At 56.4% G+C, this 18,262-nt stretch carries 16 protein-coding genes; 5 read left to right on the top strand and 11 right to left on the bottom strand.

What is annotated here, in order from left to right:
• Positions 1–1,298, bottom strand: a 1,298-nt coding sequence (locus LKE08_RS05670) for a serine/threonine-protein kinase (protein ID WP_324703229.1), incomplete at its 3' end; no start/stop codon positions are given.
• A gap of 100 nt (positions 1,299–1,398) precedes the next feature.
• On the opposite strand from LKE08_RS05670, the gene LKE08_RS05665 reads away from it, so the two are divergent.
• Positions 1,399–1,698 (top strand): hypothetical protein, encoded by a 300-nt coding sequence (locus LKE08_RS05665; RefSeq protein WP_324703228.1) that lies wholly within the window; start codon positions 1,399–1,401, stop codon positions 1,696–1,698.
• Positions 1,699–1,804: 106 nt separating this feature from the next.
• Positions 1,805–2,290 carry a 2Fe-2S iron-sulfur cluster-binding protein gene (locus LKE08_RS05660; protein ID WP_324703227.1) on the top strand — a complete coding sequence of 162 codons (486 nt, stop codon included), beginning with the start codon at positions 1,805–1,807 and terminating at the stop codon, positions 2,288–2,290.
• A gap of 178 nt (positions 2,291–2,468) precedes the next feature.
• On the opposite strand, the gene LKE08_RS05655 is transcribed toward LKE08_RS05660, so the two are convergent.
• The 5 genes from LKE08_RS05655 to LKE08_RS05635 all read right to left on the bottom strand — a co-directional run bounded on the left by LKE08_RS05655 (position 2,469) and on the right by LKE08_RS05635 (position 5,927).
• Positions 2,469–3,638, bottom strand: a complete 1,170-nt coding sequence (locus tag LKE08_RS05655) for a pentapeptide repeat-containing protein (RefSeq protein ID WP_324703226.1) — start codon at positions 3,636–3,638, stop codon at positions 2,469–2,471.
• 39 nt (positions 3,639–3,677) lie between these two features.
• Positions 3,678–4,346 (bottom strand): V4R domain-containing protein, encoded by a 669-nt coding sequence (locus tag LKE08_RS05650; RefSeq protein WP_324703225.1) that lies wholly within the window; start codon positions 4,344–4,346, stop codon positions 3,678–3,680.
• 45 nt (positions 4,347–4,391) lie between these two features.
• Positions 4,392–4,853 carry a phycobilisome protein gene (locus tag LKE08_RS05645; RefSeq protein ID WP_324703224.1) on the bottom strand — a complete coding sequence of 154 codons (462 nt, stop codon included), beginning with the start codon at positions 4,851–4,853 and terminating at the stop codon, positions 4,392–4,394.
• A gap of 76 nt (positions 4,854–4,929) precedes the next feature.
• Positions 4,930–5,229, bottom strand: coding sequence for a hypothetical protein (locus LKE08_RS05640; protein ID WP_324703223.1), 300 nt, complete (start codon positions 5,227–5,229; stop codon positions 4,930–4,932).
• A complete protein-coding gene (locus LKE08_RS05635; protein ID WP_324703222.1) occupies positions 5,226–5,927 on the bottom strand; it encodes a V4R domain-containing protein in 702 nt (233 codons plus the stop codon). The genes LKE08_RS05640 and LKE08_RS05635 overlap by 4 nt, the downstream gene beginning before the upstream one ends.
• Positions 5,928–6,626: 699 nt before the next feature.
• Here LKE08_RS05635 and LKE08_RS05630 point away from each other — a divergent pair.
• Both LKE08_RS05630 and LKE08_RS05625 read left to right on the top strand, forming a co-directional pair.
• Complete coding sequence (locus tag LKE08_RS05630) at positions 6,627–8,492, top strand: peptidase C14 (RefSeq protein WP_324703221.1); 1,866 nt, start codon at positions 6,627–6,629, stop codon at positions 8,490–8,492.
• A 453-nt stretch (positions 8,493–8,945) separates the two neighbouring features.
• Positions 8,946–11,237, top strand: a complete 2,292-nt coding sequence (locus LKE08_RS05625) for a glycosyltransferase (RefSeq protein WP_324703220.1) — start codon at positions 8,946–8,948, stop codon at positions 11,235–11,237.
• 78 nt (positions 11,238–11,315) lie between these two features.
• Here LKE08_RS05625 and LKE08_RS05620 read toward each other — a convergent pair whose 3' ends face one another.
• From LKE08_RS05620 to dapF, 4 genes are all read right to left on the bottom strand, one after another.
• On the bottom strand, positions 11,316–12,122 hold the full coding sequence (locus LKE08_RS05620) for an EAL domain-containing protein (RefSeq protein WP_324703219.1): 807 nt from the start codon (positions 12,120–12,122) through the stop codon (positions 11,316–11,318).
• A gap of 658 nt (positions 12,123–12,780) precedes the next feature.
• The gene (locus LKE08_RS05615; protein WP_324703218.1) at positions 12,781–13,221 is read right to left on the bottom strand and encodes an NADAR family protein; all 441 of its coding nucleotides are present in this window, start codon (positions 13,219–13,221) and stop codon (positions 12,781–12,783) included.
• A 36-nt stretch (positions 13,222–13,257) separates the two neighbouring features.
• Entirely contained in the window at positions 13,258–14,403 is a 1,146-nt protein-coding gene (locus tag LKE08_RS05610; RefSeq protein WP_324703217.1) for a hypothetical protein, read from the bottom strand.
• A 21-nt stretch (positions 14,404–14,424) separates the two neighbouring features.
• The gene (gene dapF, locus LKE08_RS05605; protein ID WP_324703216.1) at positions 14,425–15,288 is read right to left on the bottom strand and encodes a diaminopimelate epimerase; all 864 of its coding nucleotides are present in this window, start codon (positions 15,286–15,288) and stop codon (positions 14,425–14,427) included.
• 142 nt (positions 15,289–15,430) lie between these two features.
• Here dapF and LKE08_RS05600 point away from each other — a divergent pair, with 142 nt between their 5' ends.
• Entirely contained in the window at positions 15,431–15,643 is a 213-nt protein-coding gene (locus LKE08_RS05600) for an RNA-binding protein hfq (protein ID WP_324703215.1), read from the top strand.
• 2 nt (positions 15,644–15,645) lie between these two features.
• On the opposite strand, the gene LKE08_RS05595 is transcribed toward LKE08_RS05600, so the two are convergent.
• Positions 15,646–17,982, bottom strand: a complete 2,337-nt coding sequence (locus LKE08_RS05595; RefSeq protein WP_324703214.1) for a cation:proton antiporter — start codon at positions 17,980–17,982, stop codon at positions 15,646–15,648.
• Positions 17,983–18,262 lie beyond the last annotated feature (280 nt).

The following is an 18,262-nucleotide window of genomic DNA, read 5'->3' as shown; positions in this document are numbered from 1 at the left end:
CGGGGCAGGGCGACGGCGAAATAGTGGCGGTTCGGGGCGATCGCGACGGTTTCGGGCCGGGATTCGGGGGGGGGCTCAAGGGGGGGGCTCAAGGGGGGGGTGAAGTCGAGCAGGGGTCGTGTATTCGGGGAGTTGGGATGCCAGCGATATAAATGGTGGCGGGTCAAAATACAACATCCCTCGGACAGGGGATACAAGGCCAGGACGGGTTCGGGTAGGGAGATTTGGGAAGGGGGTTCGGCGGCGGCGGATCGGACTTCTACTGTTTGGCCGATCGCGCGGTAGAGGTGGCCGGGGTCGGAAACGAGCAGGGGTTTGGCTTCCGTCGGGAGGTTTGGGGAATCGTCTGCGGTGTCGGTTGCCGGATTTTGAGGGAGGGGTGAGGGGAGGGAGTCGGAAACGAGTTTCGGGAAAATGGGATCGTCCGTAGCGGGGGGAGATTCGGTTTGGGAATCGTCGGGTATCCTTTGGAGACGACGATCGCCGATCGCCCGAACTTCCGGATCGGCGATCGCTTCGGTCAACGCCTCCGCCATCGCCCCGGCGGTGGGGAAGCGGCGGGCCGGCAATTTTTCCAGGGATTTTTTGATCGGTTTTCGGAGGGACTCGGGCAAAAAGGCGGGCAGATCGATGCGGTGGTTCATGTGGGCCCACATCAATTCGTTGAAGGTGCCGTGGAAGGGGCGGTCGCCGACGAGCAACTCGTACAAGACGACGCCGACGGCATAAATATCCGATTGGGGGGAATAGAGTCCGTAGAACCGCTCCGGGGCCATGTAGGCGGGGGAGCCGCCGGTCGGTTGGTTGGAAACCGGGCGATTGCCGTCGCCGTCCAAGGGCAGGCGGCGGGCGATGCCGAAGTCCGTGAGTTTGGGCTGCCACCGGTCTCCCCGAGCTCTGAGCAAGATATTTTCGGGTTTGATATCGCAGTGGATCACACCCCGTTGGTGGGCGTAGTCCAACCCTTTCAAGACATCTGCGACGAGCTGCACGCTTTCGAGGAGTCCCAGGGAGCGATCGCCTTCGATCCCAGACCTGAGAGTTCCCCCTTCGCAGTAGTCCATCACCAGATAGCGCCCGGTTTCGATGTGTTCGAGGCCCAGACAGGCGGCGATGTTGGGATGCTGCAAACTGATGATGTACCAAAGTTCCTGGAGAAACTGGCTGGTGGGCGATCGCTGGTGGCTCAGTTCCTTGAGGGCGACGAGTTGACCCGTCTTGCGATCCGAACCGCAGTAGACCTTGCCGTACTGTCCCTGTCCGACCCATCCCAAAATTCGGTATTTAGAACGTCGCATTGCGCCAGTTTATACCTCTCCCAATCGGATTAAAATAGATTTACCCTGATTTGAATCGCCTCGAACCGCGATCGCACTCAACTGTTTCACTGCAATTGCCATGTCATTTCCGATTCAGTCCGACCCCAATCTCAAGTCCGATTCTCCGGCTCCTACCAAAATCATACAATCGAGGAGTCAATATCATACCTGCCACATCCGCGTCCCCGATCTGGAACGGCCCGTCCCCGCTATCCGGGTGGGTCGAGAATATTATAGTTTTTTTAAAGCCGTTCAGAGCGCCGAAAAAACTTTGAAAATCACGGCGAAACTCGGCAACCTCGGCGAAGATACCGTCATCACCCAAACTCCCAAAGCCTATATCGTCTGGGTGAAAGAACCGGACGCCTCCCCCTGTTGATACCCCTGTTTTTGGGTCGCCCTCGACCATCCGGAATGAATCCGAGAATTTCATCCGCTCTCCGTTTGACTGACCGATCGCCCCAAGTAAAAATTTCAATGAAATTATGGCTAAAGTGATCCGACTCGAACCCATCGCCGAAGAGATGGAGGTGCAAACCAATTCCAATCTCCTGTCGGCCCTCCTGAGCAAAGAACTTCACGTCTTGAAAGAATGTGGCGGCCGCGGGATGTGCGCCACGTGCCACGTCTACATCAAAGATGGAATGGAGAGTTTATCTCCGGTGAATCGACGGGAACAGAGAACCCTGGAAGTGATCACCACCGCCCAGAAAACCTCCCGTCTGGCTTGCCAAGCCCACGTCCTCGGGGAAGGCATCATCGTCGAACTGCCCTCCGGGATGTACATCAACGAGATCGAAGATATCGAAAGTCTGATCGGACGGCGGGCCGAGCAGGAGCTGCTGCACCCTATCACCGGCGATGTGGTCGTCGAAACGGGGAAACTGATCACGCGATCGATTATCAATCAACTCAAAGAAACTCAACTCCAAGTGGGGGAATATATGTCTCGCACGAAAGACGCCAGATAAGACCGGAGCCGGTTTCTGACGGCGGGGGAACCGGAGGGGGCGAAGGGGGCGGGAAAAGCGGACTCAGAACACACAGAGGATTTTCCTCCCCTGCCTCCGGTCGCCTCCGGTCGCCCCCCGGAGTCCCCCCGACTCCCTAATACCGACTCCCGACTCCCCAAACATTTGGGCATCGCCTTCATTTTTTCGAGGGTTTGTAGACTTTCCCGTTGGGGAGGGTCGCCCCCGCTAATTGGGCGCCCTTGAGTTCGACCTGGGCCAAAATCGCGTCGCGCAAATTGGCTTCGCGGAGGTCGGCGCGGGTCAAATTGGCTCCCGTCAGGTTCGCCGCGCTCAAATCGACCCGTTCGAGATAGGCTCCCCGCAGATCGGCATTGATCAGGCAGGCATCTTTGAGGTTGGCATCGCTGAGGTTGGCGGAACTGAGGTTCGCCTCCATCAGCAGGGCACCGACGAGGGTCGCCTCGCTCAGATAGGCCCCGGCCATGTTGATGCCGGTCAATAACTTTTTGCTCAAGTCCGCGCCCCCGAGATCCGCCCCACTGAAGTTCACCTTGGTCAGGTGGGCGCCGTTGAGACAGACATCCCGCAAATAGGTTTTGCTGAGGTTGGCTTGGCTGAGGTTGGCGCGGGTCAGATTGGCTTGGAGGAGGTCGGCTTCGACGAGGGAAGCGGCATTCAGATAGGTGTCCGTCAGGTTGGCCCCTCGCAAATTGGTTCGCATCAGGTTGGCGCCGCTGAGGTCGGCTTCCGTGAGGTCGGCGCCGGTCAGGTTGGCGCGGGTCATTTTGCTCTCAGAGAGATTCGCCCGACTCAGGTTGACATCCTTGAGGTTGGCCGAACTCAGATCGGCCCGGTTCAAATCGGCTTGGGAAAGGTTGGCTTTGATCAGATAGGCCCGGACCAAGTGAGCGTCTTGCAAGTTGCTCCGCGTCAAATTGGCCGAACTCAGATCGGCTTTGTTCAAATTGGTTTTGATAAAGATGGCACAGGTGAGGTCGGCCCAGTTGAGATGAGCACTTTCGAGATTCACGCCGCTCAAAGTCGCACCTCGCAGGTTGGCGCCGTTGAGGCTGGCCCCGCTCAAGTTCGACCCGCTCAAGTTCGCCCCGCTCAAATTCACTTTGCTGAGATTTGCCCAACTCAGATGGGCTTGGGTGAGATCGGCTTCGCTGAAATCGGCACCGATGAGTTGCGCCCGGTTGTGGAGCTGGGTCGCCCCGACCCCCAAAGTTGAGATGTTATTTCCCGGAAAGGTTTGGGTGGTGAGGATAATTCCGCGCAGGCTAACTCCTTTGAAGTTTCTTTCCCCTGAAGCATATCGACTGAGCAGTTCTGTGGCATCCATAGGTTCGCTCGGAAATCAATCTGACTGAGTCCGCGAGGACTAACCAGACTTGGGTTGGCAAAGTTGCCGGAAAATCGTATCGTGGTCTTGACCCGCATCGACCATCGATTCTGCGGCTTTGAGGCGATCGCTCAAGCCGAGAATGAAGCAATTGCAATCGGCACCCAAGGATTCGCAGGTGGTTTGGACGCAGTGGAGGTCGCGGCCGGTCAACTGGCTGAAAAAGGAACTCAACAAGCCCGCTTCGAGATGGCAGACCGGCCGCTCCCCCTTGGGGGCTTGGTCGATGAAAGGGGAGTTGGTGGTGCGAATCAGCAGGAACCCCTGCCGGGATTGGCCGGCATCCATTTCCAAGGTTCCCCACCCGTGGGTTTTCCAACATTGTTGCAGGCATTGGAGAAATTCTATCATTTCCATTTGGCCAACGGGTTTGTGATAGTATTCGCCAATTTCTTCGCAAAATCGAACGTAAAAATGTTTGCCCCACCACCGGCCGCAGTTGAAGAGGACCAGGCGGGCGGCTTGACCGGTTTCTTGCTCCAAACCTTTGTACAGGGCCCGGATCAGGGTGTCGGGCAGGGCGAGGAGGCGATCGCCGCGCCGATTTTCCAACAGGCCGAGTTCTAAATCTCCCCGGACGTAGGCGTTAAAGGCGAAATAGTTGCCGGGGAGTTGGGGTTGTCTGAGTATATCGTCGATTTCTATCATCAGTTTTACCTTCTTTCTTTTGATAAGGGTCCCTCGCCACTCCTGTCAGTCGGTCAGCAAGATTTCTTTCGCCCGGTCCAAACTCGGTTGCAGGTACTTGATGGCTTTGGGGGAGAGCAGTTCTTGCAGGCGGGCCAGCAACAGTTGATGAATTTGGGTTTCGATGTCTTGGCTGTGGTGGGTCGCGACCAGACCCTTGAGCCATCCGAGCAGATTGTTTTCCAAGGCGTCCGCGTCGTCGAGCAGCATCGCCATCGCGCAGTGGCGCAGGATGAGAATCCATCGCTGCAGGGATTGTTCGAGGATCGGGAGCCGTTCTTCGGGGACTCCGGCCTGCACTTGTTTGAGAATGGGTTCAAAGATGGCGGCTTCGCGATCGCGCAAAAATTCGTAGATCTTGAGCCGCTGCGCCATCGTCGAGGCGTGGCGTTTGAATTCCTGCAGTTCTTCCGGTTTGAGATAACGATTTTCTGCCTGCACTAAGAGGCTGTTGACATCTGATTGCATGGCATTTCCCTTGCAGTTGATTGATTGGGGGCGGGGGTTCCCGGACCCTGAGAGCGGGTCACGGTTTCCTCCGATGTCAGAACAAATTCACGAGGTCTTCGATGGTGACGTCATCTTCTTCGGGGGGAGAATTGGACTGTGAGGCCCCCGAGTGGCTCGGAAGCTGTCCGACTTCGGGCGTCCCTTCCCAAACGAAGGCTTGGAAAAACTCCTCCACCGTGGCGGTCAACGATTGGACGGCATCCCGGCGGTGGCCGTTGGTGTTTTGGCTTTGGGGGGTTCCCTGCCAATTTAAAGTGCCGAAAAAGTCCTGGACGGAAAGACACAGCCAGTCGGAGCCATTCTCCCCGCCGGTCGGTGTCGCCTGAGCGTTCATGACGTGCGCCCTCCTTCTTGCAATTTCCGTTGGATGTCTCGGGCCGTCGCCCCTTCGTTGAGCCAGAAGGCGGCCGCGTCGATGCGGTCGGGATTTCCGAGCAGGAATTTACAGTAGGTTTCCCCCATCGAATAGCACTGCAGTTCGATGCAACTGAGGGATTTGTTGACGAGGGTGCTGAAAAATCCGGAGAACAGGCCGGCGTAGATGTGGCAGACGGGTTTGCCGACGTCGCCGAGGCTGCGGGCGACGGCCGAGTCGAATAGGTTGATAAAGATGCAGCCGTGCTTGCGATCGCTCATGTCCACTTCCCAGCGTCCCCACCCCTGGGCGGTGAAGGGCCACCACCAAGTTTCCAACAGGAACATCAAGTTGGATTTGCGGATGCTGCGCCCGAATTCCTGCTCGAACCACTCTCGGAAGAAGGCCGCATCTTCGAGTCCCCACTGCTGTCCGATGGTGTACATGATCACGGAGGAAGCCGGGCCGACTTCTTCTTCCAACCCCTCCACCAAACCGATGATGAAGTCTTCGCTCGCCAGGATGTTGCGGGAGGAGTTCCAGTCGGCGATCGCACCCGTTTGCGGTTCGAGGCTAAAAAAATCTTGAAATCGGTAGTGGTTATGGGCTTTGGGATTCGTCCGTTTGAGCAGGGACTGCATCCGGGCCGGACGTTGGGCTGGGGAGGTTGAAGCCATCCGTACAATACTCCTTTTCAATGCGGGTGGGTCAAAATGATGTCCTGATCGGTACGCGACGCGCATCGGTACGCGATGACGCCGTCGGCATCCGGTCGGGGAGCGGGGGAAGCTCGACTCCGTTCACATCCGGGTGCGATCGTCGCCCTTGGGGTTGACCGGTGGGGACGCCTGGGGGTGGCGGGTTTTTGTCTGGGAAACTCCGGCTGGACGAGGGGAAAAATCGACAATTGCGGGCGATCGCCGAGGGGTCTAAGTCCGGTGTCCGTCGCCGGAGGACCGAAAGTCGGGCGAAATCCACGCCCGCCGACATTTGATGGAATCCGGGCGGGTTTCCACCTGAAAGATCGCCGCAGTATTTGGCATCCGAACGTTGATTCCCCCGGGCTTCCCCGTGCGGTTCGCACTCGCCCCACCGACACACCCCTGTTTCTAATTTAACTCGATTTACGGGGGCGGATACATCTCAATTTCTTTACAATTTCGCCCTTCGGGGCAATCGGGCGCCGCGATCGCGCCCCGAAAACCGCTGGCCGACGGTCTGTCCGAAGGGCTTTTGAGGGGAGAATGAATGTGCTATCGTTTGGGCAGGTTCCACCCGGATGTCCGGGGAGTCTCGGATTCCACACCGCAATTGACGCTTTGTCCTCCCGACCCCCACCTTCGAGAGGGGGGGCGGGCTTCCAAAGAAAAAAATTTATGAAACATCACGCTTGTATTGCGATCGGAATTAATCAATATCAATTCCTGCAACCTTTGAGTTACGCCCAAAGGGACGCGGAAGCGGTTTATAAATTCTGGGTTGAAGAGGCGGGTTTCACGGCGGACAACTGCCTGCTGATGACGGATACTTCGCCGGAAAAGTCGGAGATGCCCACCTATCCCAACCGAGAAAATATTTTGGACTGGTTCGAGAGCATCTGTCTGGAACACCTGCGGCCGGAAGATACGCTCTGCTGTTTTTTCAGCGGTTACGGCCTCCACCACGAGGGGCAAGATTACCTGCTCCCCATCGACGGCAACGGCCTGAAGGTGGAAGAGACGGGAATTCCGGTGCGATCGCTGTTCGAGTTGCTGCTCCGGGCGCCGGCCCGCCACCGCCTCCTACTGTTGGATGTCAACCGCAGCCCGGGCGTCCGGGCCGGCGATCCCGTCGGCACGGAGACGGTGGCCCTGTCGGAAGCAATGGGCATTCCGGCGGTACTCTCCTGCCGCCCCGACCAGGTGTCCCGAGAAACGTCGTCCCTGCGCCAGGGCTTTTTTACGGCGGCGCTCCTGGAAGGACTCAAATCGGGGCGGTGCCAAACGTTGGCGGATCTGAAGTCATTTTTGGGCGATCGCCTCCCGGAACTGACAGACCAGCACCTGCGGCCGCCACAAAATCCGGTCTTTGTCGGGGCGTCGGCCGAATTCGGCGAGTTGCAACTGCGGCCGGAACGGGCGAAGGCGGCCGCGGCTCTGGCTGCGGACGGCAATTCGAGAGCCGGTCTGGAGTTCGCACCCAAACAAAATGGCATCCCTCCGGGTGCGGTTTCGGATCTGAAACTTTCCCCGCCGCCGCAAGCGGTTGATGGCTCGGAAGCGCCGGAGCCGGCGAAGCCGGCCGCCCCGCCGCCGGGTCGGGGAAAAACTGACGGCAGCCAATCGGATGCAGGGCGAGACCATTCGCCGACAGACCAACAGCCTACGGAAGAAATTATGTCGGATCGATCATTTTTTCAACAACTGATTCTCTGGAGTGGCGTGACGGCACTGTTGCTGTTATTGGGCGTCTTTTTCACGAACCGCTCGATTTTCGTGGGTTCCCAACCGACGGCGACACTCCCCCTCCCCCCCGCCGAGTTGTCCGAAGAGCGGGAGACGGAAACTTCCGAACCGACGGCGGACGGGACTCCCGAAGAGACGGTCGCCTCCTCGCCGGCTCCCCCCGAGACTCCGGAGGAACCGGCGGCCGGTTCGATGGAGACCCTGCGGCCGGCCCAAGTCCTCCTGCAAAATACGTCCGCGTCGAGTCTGAGTCAGGCGATCGCCCGGGCCGATGGCATCCCGAAGGACGATCCGGCCTACCCGGAGGCGCAGTTGGCGATCGAGCGCTGGAGTCGGATGATTTTGGATATCGCCGAGGGGCGGGCCGCGACGGGCAATGTGGAGGAGGCTGTGGCGGCGGCCCGCTTGGTTCCGGAAATCAACCGCCCCATTTACGAGGAGGCTCAACTGCAAATTCAGAAGTGGGACCGACAGGTGCAGCAGTTGCAGGGGAACCGGGAGAAAATCGCGGCGGCCCGCTCTCAAATTAAGGCGGGGCAGGCTTCGACCTACAGCAAGGCCATCAGCGCGGTGTCCGAAATTCAACCGGGGGAACCGGGTTACGGGGAGGCTCAGGAGGCGATCGCTCGGTGGAGCGGCGAAATTTGGAAGCTGGCCCAGTCCCGGGCGAATAACAAACAGTTCGACACGGCTGTTCAGGCGGCGCTGTTGATCCCGGAGGGGACTCCGGCCTACCAACCGGCTCAGACGGCGATCGCGAAATGGAAAACTCAGGCTGAGAGCCAGAAGAATAATTGAGGCATCGCCGACCCCCAATGGTTGGGATTCAAAGCACAGGACAGGCATTCATCGTTTGTCCTGTTTTTTGATGGAACACGAATTCTCAGGCACATTTCAGACCGCCCTCGCAGAAAATTCAGAGACGGCCAGTTGAGTGATAGAAACGGGAGTCGGGAGTCGGTCGTAGGGAGTCGGGATTGACAATTCTCACCCGTCCGGCCTGTCATTACACGGCTCGCACAGCGCTATATAGCACCCGCGAGCACCCTCGGGACCCGGATCGATTCGGAAACCCCGACTGCGAACGATTGGTCTTCCCGTTGCCTGTTGCCTGCCGTAGAAGGGCTTGACCTCGCATTTTTTGGGAAAGTGTCGAATAATGTAACCCAATTGGGGCCGGTTCGCAAAGCCACTTTGGAAGAGAGCGACTTTCTCTCCCTTCGCCGATCAAATTTATGTTGGAGTGATGTCATGAGATCAGGGTTTGCCAATCAATTGCTCAAACCGCCTTTTTTGAGCAAAATTAAACGTCCCCAAACAGCCACGCTGGTGATTTTGGGCGCGATCGCGTGTTTGATTGCGATCGCCCTCGGGTGGTTCTCCGGGTCCGGGGCGATCGCGCACTTTTTCTCTCAAGTCCACCGGGCGCAGCAACAGTCGCCTTTCTGGCTGGAATTGCCGGATCTGCCCCAAAAATATCTGTGGATGCCGACCATTATACTGGCCGCGATCGCCTTTACAGTGACGAAAATTTGCCCGAAACCGACGCCGGTATCGCGGGCGATCGTTGTCGGAATTTTGCTGGCGTTGACGATCCGATATCTGCTGTGGCGATCGGTTTCCACCCTCAACGTCGGCGATCCCCTCAACGGCATCTTCAGCCTCGGTTTACTATGGGTGGAAATCTACATTTTGGTCATCGGCAGCATTCAACTCTATCTGTTACTCAAAACGCCGGAACGGAACGCCGAAGCCGACCGCCTGGAAAGGGACGTTCTCGCCGGCCAATTTTTGCCCACCGTCGATATTTTGATCCCCACCTACGACGAACCCTCATTCATTCTCCGCCGCACGGTCATCGGATGTCAGGCGCTGGACTACCCCCACAAAACCGTCTACCTTTTGGACGACACCCGCCGGCCGGAAGTGAAACAGTTGGCTGAAGAATTGGGATGTCATTACCTGACCCGCCCCGATAATTTCGCCGCCAAAGCCGGCAATCTCAACCATGCCCTGGAATTCACCGAGGGCGAATTGGTCGCCGTTTTCGATGCCGATTTTATCCCGACCAAAAATTTCTTAAACCGCACCGTCGGCTTTTTTCAAGATGAAAAAATGGCTTTGGTTCAAACCCCCCAAAGTTTTTACAACCCCGACCCGATCGCCCGAAATTTGGGGTTGGAAAATATCATCCCCCCGGAAGAAGAAGTCTTCTACCGACAAATTCAGCCCTTCAAAGATGGGGCGGGGAGTCTCCTCTGCGCCGGAACCTCTTTTGTGGTCAGACGCACCGCTTTGGAACGGGTCGGCGGTTTCGTTACCGAATCCATCAGCGAAGATTACTTCACCGGCATTCGTCTGTCTGCGGTGGGCTACAAAATGGTCTATTTAAATGAGAAATTGAGCGCGGGATTGGCGGCGGAAACGATCGCCGAACACCTGACTCAACGGACGCGGTGGGCGCGGGGAACTTTGCAAGCATTTTTTATCGATTCTAATCCCCTCACCATCCCGGGTTTGACTTTCAGGCAGCGGTTAGGGCATTTGGAAGGGCTGCTGTATTGGTTTACGAGCATTTCCCGGGTTTTTTTGATATTGATGCCTTTGGCTTATGCGTTTTTGGGAGTCGTACCACTCCGCACCGACGGCCGGGAATTGCTGTACTTTTTTATCCCTTATTATTGTGTTTCTCTCCTCACATTTTCTTGGCTAAACCGGCGATCGCGCTCGGCTTTTTTGTCCGAAATATACGCCTTTTTCCCGTGTTTTCCGCTGGCGTTCGAGATCGTCAAAGTCATGCTTAACCCCTTCGATGGGGGATTTAAAGTCACCAAGAAAGGGACGCAAAAAGACGATTTGCAATTTTCTTGGAAATTGGGATTGCCGATAATTATGCTATTTTTTGCCACCTTAATCAGCCTATTTGTGAACTGGCAGCGGTGGTCAACTGTGGCGAATTTGGACGCATTTCCCGGGGTGAGATTGGGATTGATCTGGAGTGTTTACAATCTCATTATTCTGGCGGTCACGTTGTTGATTTTGATCGACATTCCAAAACCCGACGGTTACGAATGGTTGGCATTGCGTCGGGTCGTAAAACTCAAAATTGACGGACAAGAAACGCCCATTTGGGGGGTAACAAATTCGATGTCAGAGGTGGGCATGGAAGTGGCTTTAACCCAAAATTTGGGCGGGTTTATGGACAGCGATCGCCTGATGAAAAAATGCGAAAAATCGACATTTTATCCGATATCGCAGATAGCCGTAAATCTGACAATTTTGGATGAAAAACTGTCCCTGAAAGGGGCGATCGCCCATTACAACTGTTCCGGTGAATTTCCGACTCTTCGCGTGGCATTTGAGGGGGTGACAGTTGCCCAACATCGAAAATTGGTGGAGATGTTATTTTGCCGTCCCGGACAGTGGAAAGACTTGGAAAGTCCGGGGGAGTTGCGATCACTGTGGCTGCTGTTTAAAGTCTTGCTGAAACCGAGGTTTCTGTGCGATCGGAATGTCAGGGCGATCCGCGTTTCCCAGGTTTGATGTTTTGATTTAAACGAATTCGCGAAGTCGCGCTCGCCCTCCCATTTCCCTGTTTTCTCCCCCGGCGGTGGCGGAAATTTAGCCCCGGCAATGTCGTTCGATAAAGAGGGGCAACTCGGCTACCTCCAGGGGAGGACAAAACCCGTAACCCTGAATGCAGTGACATTCTTTTTCTGCCAAAAATTCTCGTTCTGCCGCCGTTTCTACACCTTCCGCAATGATCTGAAAATTCAACTGTTGAGCCAGACGCAAAATCGAGGCGACGATCGCCTGATTTTTGGAATTTTGGTCGATACCCGCAATAAAAGATCGGTCGATTTTTAAAATATCAAAGGAAAAATATTGCAGGTAAGATAGGGAAGCGTAACCCGTCCCGAAGTCGTCGATCGCAATTTGGATCTGTTCGGCTTGCAACCGCTTGAACTGTTCGGCGGCAACGCTGAGGTTATCCACCAACACGCTTTCCGTCAATTCCAACTTCAAAAGTTGGGGGGAAAAACCCGTCCGCTTGAGGATATCCACGGTGCGATCGACAAAATTGGGATCGGTTAATTGTTTGCCGGACACGTTCACCGCCACCGCCAAATCACCCGTCAGACTCTTTTGCCATTGCTTGACTTGGCGGCAGGCCGTTTCCAAAATCCAATAGCCGAGTTTGATAATAAAATGGGTTTTTTCGGCCCAGGGGATAAACTCGGCTGGGGCGACTACCCCATGTTCCGGAGAATCCCAGCGAAGTAAAGCTTCCACCCCGGAAATTCTGCCGCCGTCCAACTGCAATTGGGGTTGATACACCAGGCGAAACTCGTGGCGATCGAAGGCTTTTTCTAAATCGAAATTTCGGGATTCCAACAACCCATCCCGACTTTCGATCAGGTGGCACACCTGAAGCTGGAGAATTTCGACGATGCCGTAAAAGGTGGCGGATCTGGTGTCGTCGCATCAGGTTATAAACGACAAATAGATCGGTCACTTCCTCTTCCCGCAGACTGAAAACGGGGGTGGTCATCACCGCCCCGATCGCCGTTTTTTCCAAGTTCATCTCGCCGAGGGATAGGCGCACGATATCTCGTTCCGTGAGAATTCCCTGCAGTTGTCCCGCTTCGACGATCAAAATACAGCCGGCCATTTGATGGAAATCCGTCTGACTTTGACTTGCCAATTCTGTGGGTTCCGCATCCCGGGACTTGTGAATTTTGTCCGCGATCGGACATCCTATGATACCATTCATGAGGGGGAGGGCTTCCGCCAGGGGGGTTTGGGGAGAAACATGGACGGGATTGAGTAAAATTGCAGCTCGGACGTTCTGATCGAATTGTGAGGGCGAATTAATCATGATAACAGCGTTCTGAATGGGGACCCATTCTATTTATTGTAAGTCAGCGCTCACAACCCCATTCCTATCAAATTCTGATAATGAACCACAAAATATCTGCCATCGATGTGGCGGAAAGTTGAGTGTTGTCGATGGGATTATAACTGGTAACGACCCGAGCCGGTGGCGCCATCGTTGAGAACTGAAGGTTCGACATTTATCGAACGATCAAACTGTGTCGCAGAGTTGCGATCGCACCGACATCAAAATCCGCCCCATTTTGTTGAAACCGCTGCCGTCCGCACCGCAGCCCCAGTAATAATCCACGGGGGAATTCTCCACCAATTCTTCATCCAAAGTCGAGAGCAAAATCTCCCGGATGTCGGCGTGGGTTGCAAACTTTTTCAGCACCCCCCGCCGCATGATTTCATCTTTGACCCGGTTCCAGTCGCCGCGCAGGGGGCGTTTGCGATCGCGTCCCAGTCGGGCGGCATCTTTGGGGGTTTTCACCCGTTGAATCAAGTCCTCGTGGTGGGTTCCGGCGAACTTTTGGGCTTGAAAATAATGTTCCACCGTCGGCCACCAGCGATCGCACAATTCAAACCCGTGGAAGGAAAAATTAGAGAAACAACCGTGGGAACCCTGGCTGGTGTAAAAGTAGATAGTCATGGAAATGTCGGGGATAGGGAAGAGAAAAAAAGAATTTCAGGCTGTTTTAATTTCCTTAACCACCCAATCAAAGGTTTCCAAAACCTGCTGGAGGGCGAGGTCATCTTGCAGGGTAGACAATCGCAACGTCAGCGCCCGATATTCCGTCGGTTCCACGGGCAGAGATAGGCCGATGGAACTGAATTGACTGCGGAGTTCCGACCACTTTTCTTCATGGTCGAAGGGCGATTGGGAGGCGTATTTGTTGGAGGAAATTTCCAAGCGTCCGGAAATATCGACGCTGAATAATTTGTGGGGTTTCTTGCCTTTTTGGTGCAAACAAGCCGAAAAGCCGCCGTAGATATCTCCGGTTCCCCATTGAATCTCAACTTCCGGCTGTTGATGTTTCGCCCAGGCGTGAATTTTGTGGGCGAGTTCCGCCTCGTCGCCGCCCCGCCGGATTCGCAATTCGTCGAAAAAGGAATCTTCGTCCCAGCGCCGCCGTTCTCCGGTGGCGCTGGACTTTTTCTGCTGGGCCTCAGCCGTCTGGCCGATCACCCGGGGGACCAGGGTTCGCAATCCGTCCTGGCTGACATATTGCTTAATTTCCACGGCCCAAACTTCCCCGGGGTCGGTCTGTTCGTTGAGAAATTCGACCACCCGCCGCAGGGGGGGAGAAATCTCGTCGGCGACAAAGATCAGGCGAATTTTTCCGGCTTGCAAATTGGTTTTCACCTTTTGCCAGAAGCGTTCTTCGCTGGCGTTGGGCCCGAGAAATTCTTCAAAAACCTGTTCCGGGTCCCGGCCTTGTTCCCGGCAGTTGGCTTCAAACTGGGCGATGGTGGATTCGATCGGCCAGTAGAGGCTGACGTTGGCGGCGTAGTCGAGCATCAGGCCGATCGCCTTTTGGCGGACTTCGGCGTTGCGGGTGCGGCGAATTTCCACCAAGGTGGGGATGGCATCCTGGTCGATGAACAGGTGGTCGAGGGACCAGCGGCCACCGCCTTCCTCTTCGGGGGGAACAATCGCATCCCGAGAAATCAGCAGCCACCGCCGCGGCGTGGCGCGATCGATCTCATCCCCGGCGAGCAAGTTCGGATAAGCTTCGAGCAACTCCTGAAGCTGATCTTCGGAGTCGTAGGCCTGTTCCATCATCTCCACGAGTCGATCGTCATCCTGAACGAGATAAATGCCTCCACCCATAGAAATATCCTTGAATTGATGTTAGTTATCCTCGGCACCCGGTCCGGTCAGTCGGCCGGTAAAAACCTCTCGGGCTGGCCCGGTCATATAGAGCCGTCCGTCTTCGGCGGACCATTCGATCGCCAGACATCCCCCCGGCAGTTCCACCGTGGCGCGGCGATCGCAGTGTCCGGTCAAAACTCCCGCCACCACGGACGCGCAGGCACCGGTTCCGCAAGCCAAGGTCGCCCCGGCTCCCCGTTCCCAAACCCGCATTTTCAGATAGTCCGATCGCACCACCTGGATAAATTCCGTATTGGTCCGTTCGGGAAAAGCGGGATGGCGTTCAAACAGCGGCCCGATTTCGGCCAGGGGGACGGTCGCCACATCCTCCACGAAGGTGATGCAGTGGGGATTTCCCATGCTGACGCAGGTGACATCCCAGGATCGCCCCGCCACGTCGAGCACTACATTCACCACCTTATCATTCTCTCCGGCCAGGGTCGTGGGAATTTCTGCGGCCGACAGGTGCGGCGGTCCCATATCTACCTTAACCTGACCGTCCGGCAACAGTTGCGGGGTGATCGCCCCGGCGGGGGTGTCGATGCGGTAGGCGATCGCTTCTCCGGCTTTCCCCTCCAACTCGGCGACAAATTTCGCCAGACAGCGGATGCCGTTGCCGCACATTTGGGGTTCGGACCCGTCGGAGTTGAAGATCCGCATCCTGTAGTCCCCCCCCGCCGAAGTGGGGAGGGCGAAAATCACCCCGTCGGCCCCGATGCCGAAATTGCGATCGCACATCTGTACGGCCTGTTCCGGCGTGATGAGCGGCTCGGTCCGGTGGCGGTTGTCGATCAGGATAAAATCGTTTCCCAAACCGTGATACTTTGTAAACTCGATTGTCATAATTTTGTTTCCATTCGATTGCCATCCCCCGCGACAGGAGATTGTATCTCATCAACTCCCCGACCCACTGCCCGACCGAGGGAACGGGAGGACATCTGGGGCGATCGTATGATTGATGATATTTCACATTACCCGATCGATTATGCCTGAGTTCAACACCGGTTTGCCCAGCATTCGCAAGCTGCAAACCTACATCCAAGAAAAATCCGCCGTCGAGATCAAAGTGCTGACGGGGGATTCATTGGACGGACAGATCCTGTGGCTGGATCAGAACTGCCTCTGCCTCCAGGGGGGGGACGGAACGCCCATTTTGGTTCGGTTCGACGCGATCGCCTACATCCGGCCCAAAGGCTGATCCTAAACCGCTTCCGGCTGGCTTTCCGGGGGCGAGGATGGGGTGGGACGTTCCGCTTCTTTTTCCTTGGGTTTCCCAGGCTTCGATGGCTGGGCGGGGATGAGCTCCCGTCGGGCCTGGTTAATATCGTGAAATCCCCCGCACATCAATAGGCGATCAGCGGCCTGGATCTCCGTACCGCGATCGGGCCAGCGGATAAATTTTCCGTCCCGGCGGATGGCTTGAACTTGAATGTTATAGCGGTTGAGCAGATCGACATCGGCCAACGGTTTCGACACCGCCGGACTGTGTTCGGGCACCTGTATCCACTGACAGGAGATGCTTTCCGCCGGAATCGCCACTTCCCCCCGCGCCAGTTGATCCAGGGTCGCCATTTCCGCCGGTTCCCCCACCACCAGCAATTTATCGTCCGGTTTCAAGGGGGTCTGGGGATCGGGATAGTCGAGTTGTTCCCCATCGGCCCGCCGGATCGCCATGAGGGCGACCCCGGACAGGCGCCGCAGGTTGGTTTCTTCGATCGTCATTCCGGTGAGGGGAGATCCCTTGGGGAGGGAATACCAGTGGCTGTTGAGGTCCTGGACGACATCTTGCAGGTTGCGGGTGGTTTCGGAGAGTGAGGTTTGGGGGCGCAGGGTTTGATAGTGGCTGTCGCGGATCTGTTGCATTTCCTGCTGAATTTGCAGGTTGGGTAGTCCCATGCCGAATAGCAAGTGTGACGATAATTCCAAACTGGCCTCGAAGTCCGGTTGAACCACTTCCCGGGCGCCGAGTTGGTAAAGCAATTCCAGATCGCGATCGCGGTAGGCGATGGCGGTGATGTCCAGATCGGGGGAAAACTCCAGGGCCCGTTTCAGACAGAGGCGGGTCGTCATGGGGTCTGGAAGTGCGATCGCCATCGCCCGGGCGCGATCGACCCGGGCGGTTTCCAAAACGTGCAGGCTGGCCGCGTTGCCGTACAGATAGGGGATCTGGGCATTTCGCAATTCTTGGATCGCCGCCTCAGACTGGTCGATCGCCAGCACCGGATAGCCGTGGCCCCGCAACAGTTGCACCAAAATTCGCCCCATGCGACCGTACCCGCAGACGATGATGTGGTCTTGCCAGGGCAAGTCCTCGGATGCCTCGATGGGAAAGGAACTCTGTTCGAGGAATTTCGCCAGCCGCGGCACCGTCTCCATCCAATCCAGCAATTTCGGCACCAACTGCAACACGAAGGGCGCGATCACCAGCGTCACGGCTGTGGTTCCCAAAATCAGCAGATAGACGGGGCGGGCGACCAGTCCCAACACCTGGCCGGCGCTGGCCAACACGAAGGAAAATTCGCCGATCTGGGCCAGTCCCAACCCGACGATGATGGAGGTTTTCAGGGGATAGCCGAAGGCTCGGACGATGGGGATGACGATCGCGGATTTGCCGACGACGACCAAAAACACCAACCCCAAAATTAATTCCAAATGCTGCCACAGAAATACCGGGTCGATGAGCATCCCCACGGAGACGAAAAACAGGGTGGCGAAGATGTCCCGCAGGGGTTCGACATAAGTTAGGGTTTGGTCGGCGTATTCTACCTCGGAGATCATTAGGCCCGCGACGAAGGCGCCCATTTCGATGGAAAATCCCAGGCGTTCCGTCAACAAAGCGATGCCCAGACAGAGGGTGACAACGCCCAGGAGAAACAGCTCACGGCTCTCTGTACGGGCGAGAAACCGCAGCAGGGGAGGGATCACCCACAACCCAAATCCGACCGCTCCCAGGGCAAATAGGGCGATGAACAGGAGCGATCGCCCGACGGCCAGCCCGATCGCTTCGGCGGGGGAGTCGAGGGCGGGGAGCACGGCCAACATCAGCCCCAGGGCGAGATCCTGCACGACCAAAATCCCCAGCATGATCTGGCCGTGTTGGGTGCTGGCCTCGTTGCGCTCCATCAGGCATTTGAGGACGACGGCGGTGGAGGATAGGGACAAAATCGCCCCCAGAAAGATTCCCTGGACGGGGGATGTCACCCACCCCATGACGAGGGATGCGATCGCGGTGACGGCGACGGTGAGGACGATTTGCAGGCCCCCGCCTCCCAAACTGATATTTTGGACTTTTTTGAGTTCCCCGAGGGAAAATTCCACCCCTAAGGCGAACAGCAAAAAGGCGACCCCAAATTGAGCCAGGGTTTCTACTTGAATCACTTCTTTGATTAGTCCGAGTCCGGCCGGTCCCACCACCATCCCGCCGATCAAATAACCCAGGAGTGCGGGTTGTCGCAGTAGGGATGCCAGCAGTCCCCCTCCCGTGGCGGCGGCGAGGACTAATACCAGATCGATGATGAGTCGGAAATCTTCTTGCACGGGTGTTTGAGGATGACGGTTGCACTTCAGATATTTAGTATGACGCGATCGCGCCGGGTGTGGGAGTCGGTATTAGGGAGTCGGTATTAGGGAGTCGGAAGTAAGGAGTCGGCATAATGTTGACGAGTCTCACATCGATAAAGGATATGTAACTGCGCCGGTGCGCCGCGCTATATCTACTCCCGATTTTGGAAGACCGGGCGCGGCACGACAAGGTTTAATAAGAGAGGGAAATACGGATTCGACGAGAGGGCGATCGAGTTTGTTGCCTTCAAAATCC

The sequence above is a fragment of the Lyngbya sp. CCY1209 genome, assembly GCF_035615495.1.
Classification (GTDB): Bacteria; Cyanobacteriota; Cyanobacteriia; order Cyanobacteriales; family Microcoleaceae; genus Limnospira.
This window is presented reverse-complemented; position numbering and strand designations above follow the sequence as displayed.

What these genes read in the sequence shown, in the direction of transcription:
- LKE08_RS05630 (WP_324703221.1), top strand. Translation starts at nt 6,627, where the DNA reads ATGAAACATCACGCTTGTATTGCGATCGGAATTAATCAATATCAATTC.
- dapF (WP_324703216.1), bottom strand. Translation starts at nt 15,288, where the DNA reads ATGACAATCGAGTTTACAAAGTATCACGGTTTGGGAAACGATTTTATC.
- LKE08_RS05600 (WP_324703215.1), top strand. Translation starts at nt 15,431, where the DNA reads ATGCCTGAGTTCAACACCGGTTTGCCCAGCATTCGCAAGCTGCAAACC.
- LKE08_RS05635 (WP_324703222.1), bottom strand. Translation starts at nt 5,927, where the DNA reads ATGGCTTCAACCTCCCCAGCCCAACGTCCGGCCCGGATGCAGTCCCTG.
- LKE08_RS05665 (WP_324703228.1), top strand. Translation starts at nt 1,399, where the DNA reads ATGTCATTTCCGATTCAGTCCGACCCCAATCTCAAGTCCGATTCTCCG.
- LKE08_RS05655 (WP_324703226.1), bottom strand. Translation starts at nt 3,638, where the DNA reads ATGGATGCCACAGAACTGCTCAGTCGATATGCTTCAGGGGAAAGAAAC.
- LKE08_RS05640 (WP_324703223.1), bottom strand. Translation starts at nt 5,229, where the DNA reads ATGAACGCTCAGGCGACACCGACCGGCGGGGAGAATGGCTCCGACTGG.
- LKE08_RS05660 (WP_324703227.1), top strand. Translation starts at nt 1,805, where the DNA reads ATGGCTAAAGTGATCCGACTCGAACCCATCGCCGAAGAGATGGAGGTG.
- LKE08_RS05615 (WP_324703218.1), bottom strand. Translation starts at nt 13,221, where the DNA reads ATGACTATCTACTTTTACACCAGCCAGGGTTCCCACGGTTGTTTCTCT.
- LKE08_RS05650 (WP_324703225.1), bottom strand. Translation starts at nt 4,346, where the DNA reads ATGATAGAAATCGACGATATACTCAGACAACCCCAACTCCCCGGCAAC.
- LKE08_RS05645 (WP_324703224.1), bottom strand. Translation starts at nt 4,853, where the DNA reads ATGCAATCAGATGTCAACAGCCTCTTAGTGCAGGCAGAAAATCGTTAT.
- LKE08_RS05625 (WP_324703220.1), top strand. Translation starts at nt 8,946, where the DNA reads ATGAGATCAGGGTTTGCCAATCAATTGCTCAAACCGCCTTTTTTGAGC.
- LKE08_RS05610 (WP_324703217.1), bottom strand. Translation starts at nt 14,403, where the DNA reads ATGGGTGGAGGCATTTATCTCGTTCAGGATGACGATCGACTCGTGGAG.